Annotated in this window: 13 protein-coding genes; 7 read left to right on the top strand and 6 right to left on the bottom strand. The window is 59.3% G+C overall.

Translation table 11 applies throughout. From position 1 onward, the window contains the following. The first annotated feature begins 130 nt into the window (after positions 1 to 130). Positions 131 to 388 (top strand): hypothetical protein, encoded by a 258-nt coding sequence (locus FJW08_RS25230; protein WP_140812739.1) that lies wholly within the window; start codon positions 131 to 133, stop codon positions 386 to 388. An 11-nt stretch (positions 389 to 399) separates the two neighbouring features. Here the strand turns inward: FJW08_RS25230 and FJW08_RS25225 are convergent, their stop codons facing one another. Continuing rightward, a complete protein-coding gene (locus FJW08_RS25225; protein ID WP_246682555.1) occupies positions 400 to 594 on the bottom strand; it encodes a hypothetical protein in 195 nt (64 codons plus the stop codon). Between the two features lie 242 nt (positions 595 to 836). On the opposite strand from FJW08_RS25225, the gene FJW08_RS25220 reads away from it, so the two are divergent. Beyond that, entirely contained in the window at positions 837 to 1556 is a 720-nt protein-coding gene (locus tag FJW08_RS25220) for a Crp/Fnr family transcriptional regulator (protein WP_140812776.1), read from the top strand. Between the two features lie 76 nt (positions 1557 to 1632). Here FJW08_RS25220 and FJW08_RS25215 read toward each other — a convergent pair whose 3' ends face one another. The 5 genes from FJW08_RS25215 to FJW08_RS25195 form a co-directional block, all read right to left on the bottom strand. Then, entirely contained in the window at positions 1633 to 1788 is a 156-nt protein-coding gene (locus FJW08_RS25215; RefSeq protein WP_246682554.1) for a hypothetical protein, read from the bottom strand. 25 nt (positions 1789 to 1813) lie between these two features. Then, the gene (locus tag FJW08_RS25210) at positions 1814 to 2029 is read right to left on the bottom strand and encodes a hypothetical protein (protein ID WP_227791963.1); all 216 of its coding nucleotides are present in this window, start codon (positions 2027 to 2029) and stop codon (positions 1814 to 1816) included. 121 nt (positions 2030 to 2150) lie between these two features. After that, the gene (locus FJW08_RS25205) at positions 2151 to 3500 is read right to left on the bottom strand and encodes a sorbosone dehydrogenase family protein (protein WP_181183041.1); all 1350 of its coding nucleotides are present in this window, start codon (positions 3498 to 3500) and stop codon (positions 2151 to 2153) included. Further along, a complete protein-coding gene (locus tag FJW08_RS25200; protein ID WP_246682551.1) occupies positions 3497 to 3871 on the bottom strand; it encodes a DUF2231 domain-containing protein in 375 nt (124 codons plus the stop codon). The genes FJW08_RS25205 and FJW08_RS25200 overlap by 4 nt, the downstream gene beginning before the upstream one ends. Before the next feature lie 397 nt (positions 3872 to 4268). Continuing rightward, on the bottom strand, positions 4269 to 5018 hold the full coding sequence (locus FJW08_RS25195; RefSeq protein WP_140812737.1) for a Crp/Fnr family transcriptional regulator: 750 nt from the start codon (positions 5016 to 5018) through the stop codon (positions 4269 to 4271). Between the two features lie 1091 nt (positions 5019 to 6109). Between FJW08_RS25195 and FJW08_RS25190 the strand changes: the two genes are divergently transcribed. Genes FJW08_RS25190 through FJW08_RS25170 form a run of 5 tightly spaced genes read left to right on the top strand, consistent with a single transcriptional unit; the run spans position 6110 to position 12152 of the window. Then, positions 6110 to 7105: a glycosyltransferase family A protein gene (locus tag FJW08_RS25190; protein ID WP_140812736.1), complete on the top strand. Its 996-nt coding sequence runs from the start codon at positions 6110 to 6112 to the stop codon at positions 7103 to 7105. Then, a complete protein-coding gene (locus FJW08_RS25185; RefSeq protein ID WP_140812735.1) occupies positions 7102 to 8892 on the top strand; it encodes an ABC transporter ATP-binding protein in 1791 nt (596 codons plus the stop codon). Before FJW08_RS25190 ends, FJW08_RS25185 begins: the two co-directional genes overlap by 4 nt. Before the next feature lie 4 nt (positions 8893 to 8896). Continuing rightward, positions 8897 to 10120 (top strand): glycosyltransferase, encoded by a 1224-nt coding sequence (locus FJW08_RS25180; protein ID WP_140812734.1) that lies wholly within the window; start codon positions 8897 to 8899, stop codon positions 10118 to 10120. Further along, positions 10117 to 11415 carry a glycosyltransferase gene (locus tag FJW08_RS25175; protein ID WP_140812733.1) on the top strand — a complete coding sequence of 433 codons (1299 nt, stop codon included), beginning with the start codon at positions 10117 to 10119 and terminating at the stop codon, positions 11413 to 11415. Before FJW08_RS25180 ends, FJW08_RS25175 begins: the two co-directional genes overlap by 4 nt. After that, positions 11412 to 12152 carry a class I SAM-dependent methyltransferase gene (locus FJW08_RS25170; RefSeq protein WP_140812732.1) on the top strand — a complete coding sequence of 247 codons (741 nt, stop codon included), beginning with the start codon at positions 11412 to 11414 and terminating at the stop codon, positions 12150 to 12152. Before FJW08_RS25175 ends, FJW08_RS25170 begins: the two co-directional genes overlap by 4 nt. Positions 12153 to 12164: the final 12 nt, after the last annotated feature.

The following is a 12164-nucleotide window of genomic DNA, read 5'->3' as shown; positions in this document are numbered from 1 at the left end:
TCGTACCATGTTTTTTCGTGACGCGCCGGGCGGATGGTTTTATGAATCCGACGATCGATCCGCGGCCGGCACGCTTCTGGTGCGCGATGCCTGATCGCCTTCGGGTCGCTTCGAGACCAAGGTGGCGCCCATGCGGGAATTGCCGAAAGACATTGACGCCGATGTGGTGATTGAAATCAGCAGGTTGCTGGACGACAGCCCGCTTTTCACGCCTGTCCGGGTTCATGAACTCACAGCAAGGGTAAGGCAGAAAGTGAAGACGGGTTTGCCGGATCGTTCGATTGAAGAGCTGATCGTGGAAATGGCCTCCGCGCGTCGGTTGGCCATGGCCTTCGATCTGCCCGGATCGGAAAATGTGGTGCAAATTCCAGAGCGACTCTCACGCTGACCGGATCAAGTTCACGCGCTCCACCCGGCGGTCAGGACAAGCGATGCCTCGAACACCTGGGCGCCCGCCTCATTGCGCACCTTGACGGTGATCTTGACCAGATCGCGATCCGGCGTTTCGTCGCGAGCGACATCCTGCAAGATGCGAATGGCTTCCGCCCTCGCCTGTTCTCGCGATTCGAACGGCTGGCCATCGTCGTCCGGCACGAGGCCATCGCCAAAGATCGAAATGATACAGTTTCATTTTCGGGCAGCCTTGGACACCTTAGCGTGCTAAATATTCGGCGGCGCTGGTGGTTCCCTATCCGCTCCGGCGCTTGCACCAGAGTGCGGCCAGGCTGCCGATTGATAGTGTCCGCCATCTTCCGAAGGCCTGCGGTCCGGCTGCCATGCTTGCGTCCGAGACAACCGGCGATCGGCGTTTCAACCCCGATCGTTTCGAGGCTATCATGTTAGAGTCTCTCTACCTGCAACTCGGCCAGCACGACACTCTCTCGGACGAAGAGAAGGCCTTGTTGGCCGAAACGGTTTCTTTTGGACGGGAGTTCGAAAAGGGGCAGGACCTGGTCGGAGTGGGATCCCGGCCAAGCTATAGCACCATGCTGCTGGACGGCCTGGCGGCACGCTATAAGGTGCTCGAGGACGGCGGCCGGCAGTTCACGTCCTTGCAGGTGCCCGGCGACTTTGTAGATCTCCACGCCTTTTTGCTCAAGACCATGGATCACGGTATCGTCGCACTTGCACCTTGCCGGGTGATGTTCGCGGATCACAACAAGCTGAAAGCCATCACCGAACAGGCTCCTCACCTGGCCCGGCTGTTGTGGCTTGACACGCTGGTCGATGGCGCCATTCATCGCGAATGGATCGTGGCAATGGGCCGCCGCTCCAAGACCTCGCATCTGGCCCATCTCATATGCGAACTGTTCGTGCGCCTGCAGGCGGTGAAACGCACCGACGGCATGAGCTTCCATCTACCGCTGTCACAGGCTGAAATGGCCGACGTACTCGGGTTGTCGGTCGTGCACATGAACCGGGTGATCGGGGGCCTGAAGAAGATCAAGGTGATTACCTGGACGAACCATACGGTCACCATTCTGGACTGGGAGCAACTTGCCGGGATTGCCGAGTTCGACCCTACCTATCTGAGCATGAACAATGAGCCGAGATAGACGGTCTTGGCTCAATGTGCGGTGCTGCTTTTCTCTTCAAAAAACTGAATGCCCCGCACAGCAACCTTCTTGGTGATCAAGCCTTTAGATCTGCATTCGATCGCTCTGTACCGGTCCGCTCCCGCAGCATGGCAATGGCGGCTTGCATCGATGAAAAGGGGCCGTTCTGCAACTCGTCGAGAATGGCGTCCACCGACGCCGCGACATTTGTCGGTTCGACATTTGCCGACATGGACTGCTCTATTTGGTAGCAGGTATTAAAGGCGCTTGATACCAGCCAGCTTCAACCGAAGCCTTTGGCCCTCGGCATAGGCCAGGGCGAAGGATTCGAGCTCGAATTGGCAGGTGGTTTCCTGACCGTCGCATATCACGCGGACGAACCATTCGCCGCACCCTTCGACGACCTCGATCTGGGTTCCGACTTTGCTTTTGTGCTGGCTACTGTGCACGGCTTCCTCCCAAGCATCAGCCAATGCGGAATTTTCACGCGGAACGAGGTTCCGTCATTTAAATTTGATGACTTTTCACTGTACGGTTTTTACCAAGTCGTGCCGAAATCACCGCGCGCTCTACCTGCGCATACGACCCGAACGGCTACCGAGCTGCCGCAGTCACGCGCCAGACCGTGTTTCCGACATCGTCCGCAATCAACAAAGCACCCAACTTGTCGACGGCAACGCCCACGGGCCGGCCATGCGCCTTGTTGTCATTGTCAAGGAAACCGGTGACGACGTTCTGAGGCTTGCCGTCGGGATGACCTCCATTGAATGGTATGAAAACGACCTTGTAGCCGTTGAAGCGCTTGCGGTTCCAGCTGCCATGTTCGCCGACAAACGCGCCATTGCGATAGGATTCGGGCAGATTGGTGCCGGTGTAAAATGCCAGGCCCAAGGGCGCGACATGGGAGCTCAGTGCATAGTCCGGGGGGATCGCCTTGGCGACCAGGTCGGGCCGCTGCGGCATCACCCGCGGATCGACATGCTGGCCATAGTAGCTGTAGGGCCAGCCATAAAACGCGCCGTCCTTGACCGAAGTCATGTAGTCGGGAACCAGATTGGGGCCGAGTTCGTCGCGCTCGTTGATGACGGCCCAAAGGGCTCCGCTCTGCGGCTCCCAACTCAAACCGTTCGGATTGCGCAGCCCGCTTGCGAAAATGCGCGAACGGCCCGTCGCCCTGTCGACCTCCCAGATGGCGGCGCGGTCCTTTTCCGCCTGGATGCCGTTCTCGGTGATGTTGCTGTTGGAGCCGACGCCGACATAAAGCAGCGATCCGTCCGGGCTGGCGACGAGAGATTTGGTCCAGTGGTGATCGATCGGGCCGCCGGGCAGCGGCGTCAGCACGGTGCCCGGCGCGGTGATCTTGGTATCGCCCGCTGTGTAGGGATAGCGCACGATGGCATCCGTGTTGGCGACATAGAGGTCGTTGCCGACCAGAGCCACGCCGAAGGGCGAATTGAGATGGTCGAGGAAGACGCCCTGGACATCGGGCACACCATCGCCGTTCGTATCGCGCAGCAAGGTTATGCGGTTGCTTCCTTCGGTGCCGCCGCCCGACGTCGCCATGGACTCGATCCAGCCCATGATCAAGTCCTTCGGACGCTTGATCGCGGCGGCGGGCGGTGCCACGGACTCGACCACGAGAATGTCGCCATTCGGCAAGGTGTAGAGCGAGCGCGGATGCTTCAATCCCTTGGCGAATGCCTGGATCTGCAAACCCTTCGCAACCGTGGGTTTGTCGTCCTGTTTCCAGCCAATGATCGAAGCGACATGCATTGGCGGAACCAGATATTGCGTCGGTTCGGGCAGTGTCGGGTTCGGCCCGACCTGGCCGCTTGGGTCTGGGTCGTCGTCGCTGCAGGCAGGCAATGCCAGAAGCGATCCGCACAGCAGGCCCAACCCCATGGCATGCCGGATGTGTCTGTTGGAAACCCGCATGGCGGTCATTCGACCGCCTCCACGGGAGCGCGGCCGGTGCTCCACCGCAGCAGCCACACGAGAAGCATGACGATCACTGCCGCCGCGGAGAGGATGAGCCCTGTCGGCACGACCGACGTCCAGGCGTCACGACTGTGCACCAGCGCGTTGAAGAGCGACAGCACAAGCACCACCAGGCTGCCGAACAGATAGGCCCAGCGTACTGGGAACATCCGACCGGTGAAGAGATCAACAAGTGCCGCAATCACCGCAAGCGCACCCATCACCAGACCGGCCAACAATAGCCATGCGGAAAAATCGGCCCACATCATCTCCGCCGTCCGCCAATAAGCGAGGTCAGTCAGGAGCGTGCCGATGAAACAGGCATTTGCGATCGCCATTGGCGCCCGATAGATCGGACGCCTGGCGACCACCGGCATTGATCGCGAATTGACCATGGACCTTCTCCACCCCTGCTCCAGATGGCACCTGGGCTTCAAACAAACCTGGAGTTGAGAGGTTCCGGGAACAGTTTTCGTTCAAGGACTTGTGATTGCCTGGCCAATGCCGATCAATGACGGTTCGGCGCACGCGAAGCGTGGGCGTGCTAAGTTTCGTACGCTTCTTACCAACCCTTTGACCTTTATTGTCAGTCTTCCCTGGACGACTAGATTGGCTAGGCGGCATTCTCAAACCATGCCGCAATGGCCGACGCGGGCTTAGGCAATGTGCCGTCACCGGCATCGCCGCGTCGGCCATTCCCGCAATTCCGGCCCTGCAACCCGGCAGCGATGGCGGTCAGTTGAGCGGACGGTCCTGCCTCGACGGGTTCTTTGAACCGAGGTCCCCGACCAGCCGGCGGTATTGCAGCTCGGGAGGGCCGTAAGAGTCCCGTGCCAGCATCATGAGACCTTGCCGATCCCGGATCGTGATTTCGCCGCGGCGGGCTCGGATGTAGCCATGGCTCTCGATTGTCTGAAGCCCCACGGTAACCCCGGGGCGCCTGACGCCCAGCATGACGGAAAGGAATTCGTGGGTTATCGTAAGCCTGTCACCGACGGTTCGGTCGCTGCACATCAGAAGCCATCTCGCCAGCCGGACCTCCAGGCTGTGCCGCGCGTTGATCGATGCCGTGTAGCTCGTCTGGATATGGAGATATTGGACGTAGCGCAACAGGAACGGCCGCAAGGTAGGGCTATCTTCCAAGGCCTCGAGGAATGGCGCGGCGCTCATCCGTAGCGCTTCACTGGTGGACTGGACGTAACAATCGAAGCTTGCCAGGTCGTCGCCCATGATCAGCGCCGAACCGGTCATGCCTTCAAAGCCGATTATTCCGACCTCTGCTTCCGCCGTCACCGAAGCCTTGGCGACGACCGATGCGATGCCACTCTCCAAGAAATAGACGGCCTCGATCTTTTGGCCTTCGTTCTCCAACGGCGATCGCAACTCCAGAAAAACGCTCTTGAGATGCGGCCGCAGCCGTTCGAAATCGTCCGCGCTCATCCGGCGCAACAACTCGCTCTTGGCCTGCAGAACCTTGCGATCCACGAAATGCTCTCCACCTGGGCAAGAGCACTAGGATCTCTCGGCCGCCCGCGTCGCTCGAACGAGCGGACGGTGGCAAAACATAGACTGTCCTACCCGGCCAGCACTAGGCAGGCGGCGGTCTCGGTATGAAACCGACAGTAGCTGCTGTGGAAAAATCGCAAGTTTCGTCGGCTATCCATCCTTCGCCAGAAGGCGAGCTTCCCTGAGGATCGAGGAGCGGTCGAACCCTATCAGCAACACTATGTCACGTATCTGCTGTTCCGTAGCGCCCGATTCCCGGGCAAGTGCACGCACGACTTCGGCCGCTAGACCGGGGCGTTCAGGGTCTTTCGCCATGACATCCTAGCCTCACGCTGGGGCAGGAGTGCGATGGTCGCTCCCAAGCGTCAACGCCCGTATTGTGCTGCTGACGACCCTTTTTTGTACGCTTTCATACTGAACTTGGCGAATCAATTCGACCGAGCCCCGCTCGGGCGGTTCCGCCGTGCCGTTTGTCTTCGCCCTCAAGCTCTTTGCAGATGACACCCGATCGGCAGGGCGAGCGCCCCGACGCGCTTCCTGGCGCGGCGCGCATCGTCCTGCGAAAAGAGCTCTGAAGGAGGCCTCTGCCAAAGTGGCGGCCATCACCACGCCACAGCGATTACGGCTGCTGTCAATGCTCGAGCGCATGATGCAGTCGCCCATTCTGTCGCGCCGGCAGCACAAAGGCGAGGTCGCAAAGGATTAGGGGCGGCAGCTCTATGGTGCGCTTCGTATGAGCAGCCGCCGTGGCAGCCGGGACTAGTGACCTTCCGGGTGCCTTCAATTGCTGTTTCCGACCGTAAAAAAAACTGATTTGGGAGGGCCTACTTTAGAGATATTTAAATTAGCAATTTGGTGCATTGCAGTATAATTTGGTGTGCGGTGCAGCAGCAATGCAGCACGCTGGTTTCGGGAGGTGACGCCGCTTTGGGTTTTGCGGCAAAGAATCTGCGCCCCAGCGCGAATGTCTGCTCCGAAGGCGCGGCCGGTGGCGCCGCGTCATCGAGAAGCTCGGCGGCCTCGCCGTCACAACACCTGCATAGCCAATTGTCGCGGAGAAACAGAGGCCCATGATCCGAGACAATGCCACGGTGGGCGTTGTGGTGCCGATGTTCAATGCCGAACGAACCATTCGCGCGACCCTGAACAGCATCTGCAGGCAAGACTATCAGGCCCTTGACATCATCGTGGTCGACGACGGGTCGACGGATCTGTCTGCTTCAATTGTGGCCTCTTATGCCGAACAAGATCGGCGCATACGCCTGGTAGAGCAGTCAAACGCCGGCGTCGCGAAAGCTCGCAACCGAGGCGCCGCTTCTACCGATGCGAGGTTCCTCGCGTTCATTGATGCGGATGATCTTTGGGCCCCATCCAAAATCGCGCTTCAGATGTGTGCCTTGCAGCAGGGTGGCTCTTCTGCAGGCCTGGCATATTGCTGGTTTGCCGATATAGACGGCGATGGCCGGGTATTCTCATTGCATAACCGACCCGACGCCGAGGGTCGCGTCCTCCAACGCATGTGCAGGACGAATTTTGTCGGCAACGGAAGCTCGATGCTGGTTCGACGCTCCGCATTTGAGCGCGTAGGAGGCTTTGATCCTTCCTTGAGGGCCAGGAACGCACAAGGCTGCGAAGACCTGCTGATGTGCCTTAGAATCGCGGAACATTACGAGTTCCGCGTCGTTCGTCAGCACCTCGTCGGCTACCGAATGACAAACATCAACATGTCGAGCGATGTCATGCAGATGCTTCGTTCGTGTGAAATTGTGCTCGCCGAATTTCGCGAAAAATACCCGGAATTCGGGGGCGAGCTCGATGATCATCTGGTCGACATGCTGCATTGGCTCGCCGTGAGAGCGTTGATCTGCGGACGGCTTTCCGCAGCGTACGACCTGTTCAAGAGACTCGTTGTCCTGGAGCCGGGCACGGCTATTTCTCGTCTGCCGAACATGCTGGACATTTATTGCCGGGCCAGATTGGTCCCGCGCTGGATCAAAATTCGAGTGAAGAGGGTGCAAAACAAGAACGCCGAGTTCCAGCCTCACTACGCAGAGAGGATCTGGTGAACCTGTTCATGCAATTGCGGCGGCTTTTTCGCCTGTCAGCAGCGCCAGCGTGGGCTGGACCGACTGTGGTGGGGCTTGGACTGGTTGCGGCGGTTCTGGAAGGTGCCGGTCTCGTCCTGTTCATCCCGTTGCTGCAGAGCCTCGGAGCCTCGCCACCTCAGTCCGGTCGATGGCAGCCGGTATTTGACCAGCTCCTGTCGTCCATTCCGCAGCATCGCCTAACCGCGTTCCTGGTCGGAGCGCTGTGTGTCAGCATCATTCTCAAAAATGCGGTCCACCTTATCAACACCTGGGTGACCAGATATGTCGACGGCCTCGTTGCGCATCGGTTGCGATCCAGGGTTTTTGATCAGACGATAAGTTCGTGCATCGATTACCGGGTCGAAAACAGACGATCGGACATCATCACGACGATTGCCAATAATACCTGGAAGGTCAGCCAAGGGCTGAGCCTGGCCTATCGCTTGATGATCTGCTTTTGCACCTTCGTGGTCTTCGTTCTCTTGATGCTCTTGATCTCGGTTCGATTGACCTTTTTTTCCATGATTTTTCTGCTCTTCGGTGCAATGGCCATTCGCCTGGCCACGCGACGTGCAGACGAGACCGGCAAGGCCGTCGTCGAAGAAAACAAGCAGTTCGGCCTCAGGATGTGGGAAAGCATAAATTCACTGCAGTTGATCCGTGCCTTCGCTCAAGAAAACTACGAGCAAGATCGGTTCCTTAAGACATCGGACAGGGTACGGCGCCGCCTACTGAGGCTCGACATGCTTTGGGCTACTCCCGGGCCGGTGTCCGAGGTATCGATCACGGTTCTGATCGGCGCACTCGTCGTCATTGCAGAGTCCGCAAGCATAGGAATCGCGGCACTCGCCGCTTTCCTGTCGCTCCTTTATCGCCTCCAGGGTCCAACGCGGGAATTGCTGCAATCGAAGATCGCGCTGGACGGGCTTGCCGGCGCTATAGACGATGTGGACGATTTTCTGCGCACAACGCAAACACCCTTTCTCAGCCAAGGCAATCTGTCAGCCCCTCCACTCAGGACGGCAGTGGAATTCCGCGGCGTCTCCTTTCGTTATGCGCCAGATCAGCCACTTGCACTGCACGACGTCTCCTTCAGCATTCCCGCCGGCAAGACCACAGCCATTGTTGGAGAGTCGGGTGCCGGCAAGTCGACCCTCATGGTGCTGCTCTTTCGCTTTATGGACCCTACTTCAGGGGAAGTGCTTGCCGACGGCGTGCCGCTTTCGGGTTTCGAGTTGCGCAGTTGGCGCAAGCGACTGTCGTTGATGTCTCAGGAAGTGTACCTCTTCAACGATACCATCGCGGCCAATATCGCCTACGGCGATTTCGATACCAATCAGCACGACCTGCGCGAGGCGGCCCGCATAGCAAAGGCGGACGATTTCATCCGCTTGCTTCCGGAGGGCTATGAAACGCAGATCGGCGACCAGGGAATGCGCCTGTCGGGCGGCCAAAGGCAGCGGATTGCACTTGCCCGTACCATTCTTCGCAACCCCGACATTCTCCTGTTGGACGAAGCCACGAATGCGCTCGACGTTGAGACGGAACAGGCATTCCAGATCGCGCTCGAGCAGTACTCGCACAATCGCACCGTTGTGGTCATTGCTCACCGCCTGTCGACCGTCCAGGCCGCCGACCAGATCATCGTCATGTCCAAAGGACGGGTGATCGAAGTCGGTTCGCCGGATCAACTCCTGAAGCGACCGGGTCATTTTTCAAAACTTCACGGGTTTCAACACGGACGTGTTGCCGTGGGAACGAACTAAGACGATGGGCTACAAAATTGTCGACGTCGAGTTGTCAAGTCCGCTGGCGCCGATTGAGCTTGGGCCGCAGCAGGATGGCGTTGGTCTCATTGCCCGCTGGCAGAACCGGCTTGTCGGGTTCGAGATGATCACACTCCCCACCACGGGGGTTCTTTCGGCGGAAAGACTGAGATCCATTGCCGATCAACGCTTCGCCCCCCGTATTCTCGTTGCCAAAATGGAAGAGGAGTTGCGGCGACGAAGACCGGTAGCGGAGCCGGCATTGCCGAGCCTCTCAATCGCGATTTGTACGAAAGACCGCGCCGAACGTCTTTCCCGGCTGCTGGCTTCGCTCGACGATATCCGCCGGAAGTCCGCTTTTCCGTTCGTCGAAATCCTGGTCGTGGACAATGCATCCGCGGATTCGGCTACACGCGAAGCCGTCCAGCGCTTCAAAGACATTCGTTACGTTTTCGAGCCGAGGGCCGGGCTTGATTTTGCAAGAAACGCAGCTGTTCGTTCCGCCTCGGGTAGCATGATCGCCTATCTGGACGATGACGTGGTCGTTGATCGCAACTGGCTTGAGGGCCTTGCCAAGGTTTGCCGGGATCATCCCGGTGCCGGCGGCTTTACCGGCTTGGTGCTGCCGCTTCGCCTCGACACAGAGGCCCAGATCTTTTTCGAACAGCGAGGCGGATTCGGCCGCGGCTTCAACCGCAATGAATTCCACAACGCCCGATTTGACAACCCGCTGCATCCGGTCGGGTCTGGTATTCTCGGCGCTGGCTGCAACATGGCCTTCGACCGCACACTGCTCCTTTCGCTCGGAGGGTTTGACGAAGCGCTCGACACTGGAGCACCGCTGCCTGGCGGTGGCGATCTCGACATTTTCTATCGCGTGCTGCGTTCAGGCCGGTCCATGGTCTACGAACCAGAGTACGCGGTTTACCATGAGCACCGCGAGACGATCGACCAATTGAGACGGCAATATTGGACGTGGGGTCTTGGTATGATGGCCTTCCTTGTCAAAAGCCGTCGGACTGACGCAGCGCTCAGAGCACGGCACCGCGCCATGGTTCGCTGGTGGTTCTTCGATCGGCTGAAAGCGCTGGCACGCGCGGTGCGCAAGCTTCAAGGTCGGGATTTCCGTTTCGCCATTGCAGAGCTGTGGGGCGGCATTCACGGCCTTGCAGGCGAATATGATCGCTCGCGTGTCCGCGTGCAGGCGATTCGGGAGCTGAACCAGTGAGTGGCGGCGCCTTCCGTATCAGGCAAATCGATCTCGGCTCTCCCGATGCGGACGTCGAGGCGGGCGATACTCCTTCGCTATCGATTTTTTGGTGGAAGGACTTGCCGCTGGGAATGCGAGCGTCCTTGCCTGACGAATTGCCATACACAGAGGCACGCTTGAGGCAGCTTGCAGCGGAATTTTCGGCAGCACAATTGGCTGCCCGCAGCATCAGACTGGGCGCCCCGTTGCGGGCGACTTATGAAGGATGGCCAAAGTCCGTGCTCTCTTTGACTGCAGCGCTCGATGCCAAGGATCTCGTCGGTTGCCTCGATGAGCTAGCAACTGCGTCGTCCGCGCCCGCGCAGCACGTCTCGGTGGTCATTTGTACGCGTGATCGCGGCCCCGCGCTGGCGCAGTGCCTTCAAAGTGTTGCCAGGCAGCGCAGCGCTCCCGGCGAAGTCATCGTCGTTGACAATTCGCGCGACGCCAACGCATGGCCAGTATGTATCCGCTTCCCCGACATCCGTTACGTTCACGAGCCACGCCCCGGGCTGAGCGCTGCCCGATCCGCCGGCATTCGTGCAAGCCGTCGCGATATCATTGCCTTCACAGATGACGACGTCGAGGTCCATCCTGGCTGGACTGCCGAAATCGCGCGTGCCTTTGCAGAATGGGACGTCGAGGCATTGACCGGCCTGGTGCTGCCAGCCCGGCTCGATACGATTGCCCAACGCCGCTTCCAGTTCGACATGGGCGGTTTTGGCACCACCTTCGTGCCGCTTATCTTCGACCAGCGCTTCTTCGAGGAGACTCGGCCAAGCGGAGCTCATGTCTGGAAAATCGGCGCCGGGGCCAATATGGCCTTTCGGCGATCCGCCTTCGATCGGGTAGGCTCGTTCGACGAGCGCCTCGGCGCCGGTGCTGCCGGATGTTCGGAGGATTCGGAGCTATGGTACCGGCTTCTGGCAACAGGAGGGGCTTGCCTTTATGAACCCCGGGCCGTCGTCTTCCATCATCATCGCCGCGACTGGCCGGGCTTTAGGCGGCAGATGAAGGCCTATATGAAGGGCCACGTCGCAGCTCTCGTCGCGCAATATGATAATTTCGGGGACCGCGGAAACATCGACCGTATCTGGAAGCAGCTACCCGCATATTTCGTGAGAACATTCGTCAAGACGCTTTTCGAAGGCCCCCCCGGCAGGATCGGAATCCTGGCGGCAGAAGTCCAAGGCTGGCTGGCGGGTCTCCAGTTTCTCTTGCGTTTCGGCTGGCGAAAACGGCGAACATCAAATTGGCTGAGGAAAACCCGATGATCCGCAAGGCGTCGCTCGGACAGTTCCTGTCTCGAAATCCATTTCCAAACAGCCTGACAGACGGCCTTTTTTACCGTGAGAAGATGCGGGCGATTCATCGCGTTGCGCCCGTGACGATCGAGGGACCCGGGCGGATATTGGAAATTGGGGGCGGCCGCAGCGGACTGGCAAGCATCCTCTACCCGAAGGCGGACATCGTTACCCTCGATCTCGATCCCGAGTTGGGCAAGCACCAGCCAGATTGGGCGAGGTCGACCTTCGTCTGCGGCGATGCCTGTGACCTCCCCTTCCCGGATGACAGCTTCGACGTCGCGACGCTCTTTGACGTGCTTGAACATATCGAGGATGACCGCAGCGCGGCACAAGAGGCCTTGAGGGTCGTGCGACCCGGCGGGTATGTTCTTGTCTCGACGCCGCATGCCGATTGGCACTACCCGTATTTCCGCATCATGAAGCCCTATTGCCCGCATGAGAGCGAACTGATGCAGGAATGGGGTCACGTCCGGCGCGGCTACCGGGATCCGGAACTCGCAGCGCTCTTCGACAGTGCGCCGGAGCGCCGGGCCACGTTCATCAACCCGGTGACGGCACTCTTTCACGACATCGCATTTTCTCGTCTTGGACGCCGTCGCCGCAACCTTCTTTACGCTCTCGCAGCGCCCATAACGGCCGTCGGCTACGCGCTGCACCGACGCTCGACACGCGGCACGGAGACGGCCTTTTCCTGGCGCAAATGAATTCTCTGGGCA

The sequence above is a fragment of the Mesorhizobium sp. B3-2-1 genome (assembly GCF_006439515.1).
Taxonomy (GTDB): Bacteria; Pseudomonadota; Alphaproteobacteria; order Rhizobiales; family Rhizobiaceae; genus Mesorhizobium.
The sequence above is the reverse complement of the archived record's forward strand: the minus strand, read 5'-3'. Positions and strand labels throughout refer to the sequence as shown.

What these genes read in the sequence shown, in the direction of transcription:
- FJW08_RS25190 (WP_140812736.1), top strand. Translation starts at nt 6,110, where the DNA reads ATGATCCGAGACAATGCCACGGTGGGCGTTGTGGTGCCGATGTTCAAT.
- FJW08_RS25205 (WP_181183041.1), bottom strand. Translation starts at nt 3,500, where the DNA reads ATGACCGCCATGCGGGTTTCCAACAGACACATCCGGCATGCCATGGGG.
- FJW08_RS25230 (WP_140812739.1), top strand. Translation starts at nt 131, where the DNA reads ATGCGGGAATTGCCGAAAGACATTGACGCCGATGTGGTGATTGAAATC.
- FJW08_RS25170 (WP_140812732.1), top strand. Translation starts at nt 11,412, where the DNA reads ATGATCCGCAAGGCGTCGCTCGGACAGTTCCTGTCTCGAAATCCATTT.
- FJW08_RS25200 (WP_246682551.1), bottom strand. Translation starts at nt 3,871, where the DNA reads ATGGCGATCGCAAATGCCTGTTTCATCGGCACGCTCCTGACTGACCTC.
- FJW08_RS25215 (WP_246682554.1), bottom strand. Translation starts at nt 1,788, where the DNA reads ATGTCGGCAAATGTCGAACCGACAAATGTCGCGGCGTCGGTGGACGCC.
- FJW08_RS25180 (WP_140812734.1), top strand. Translation starts at nt 8,897, where the DNA reads ATGGGCTACAAAATTGTCGACGTCGAGTTGTCAAGTCCGCTGGCGCCG.
- FJW08_RS25220 (WP_140812776.1), top strand. Translation starts at nt 837, where the DNA reads ATGTTAGAGTCTCTCTACCTGCAACTCGGCCAGCACGACACTCTCTCG.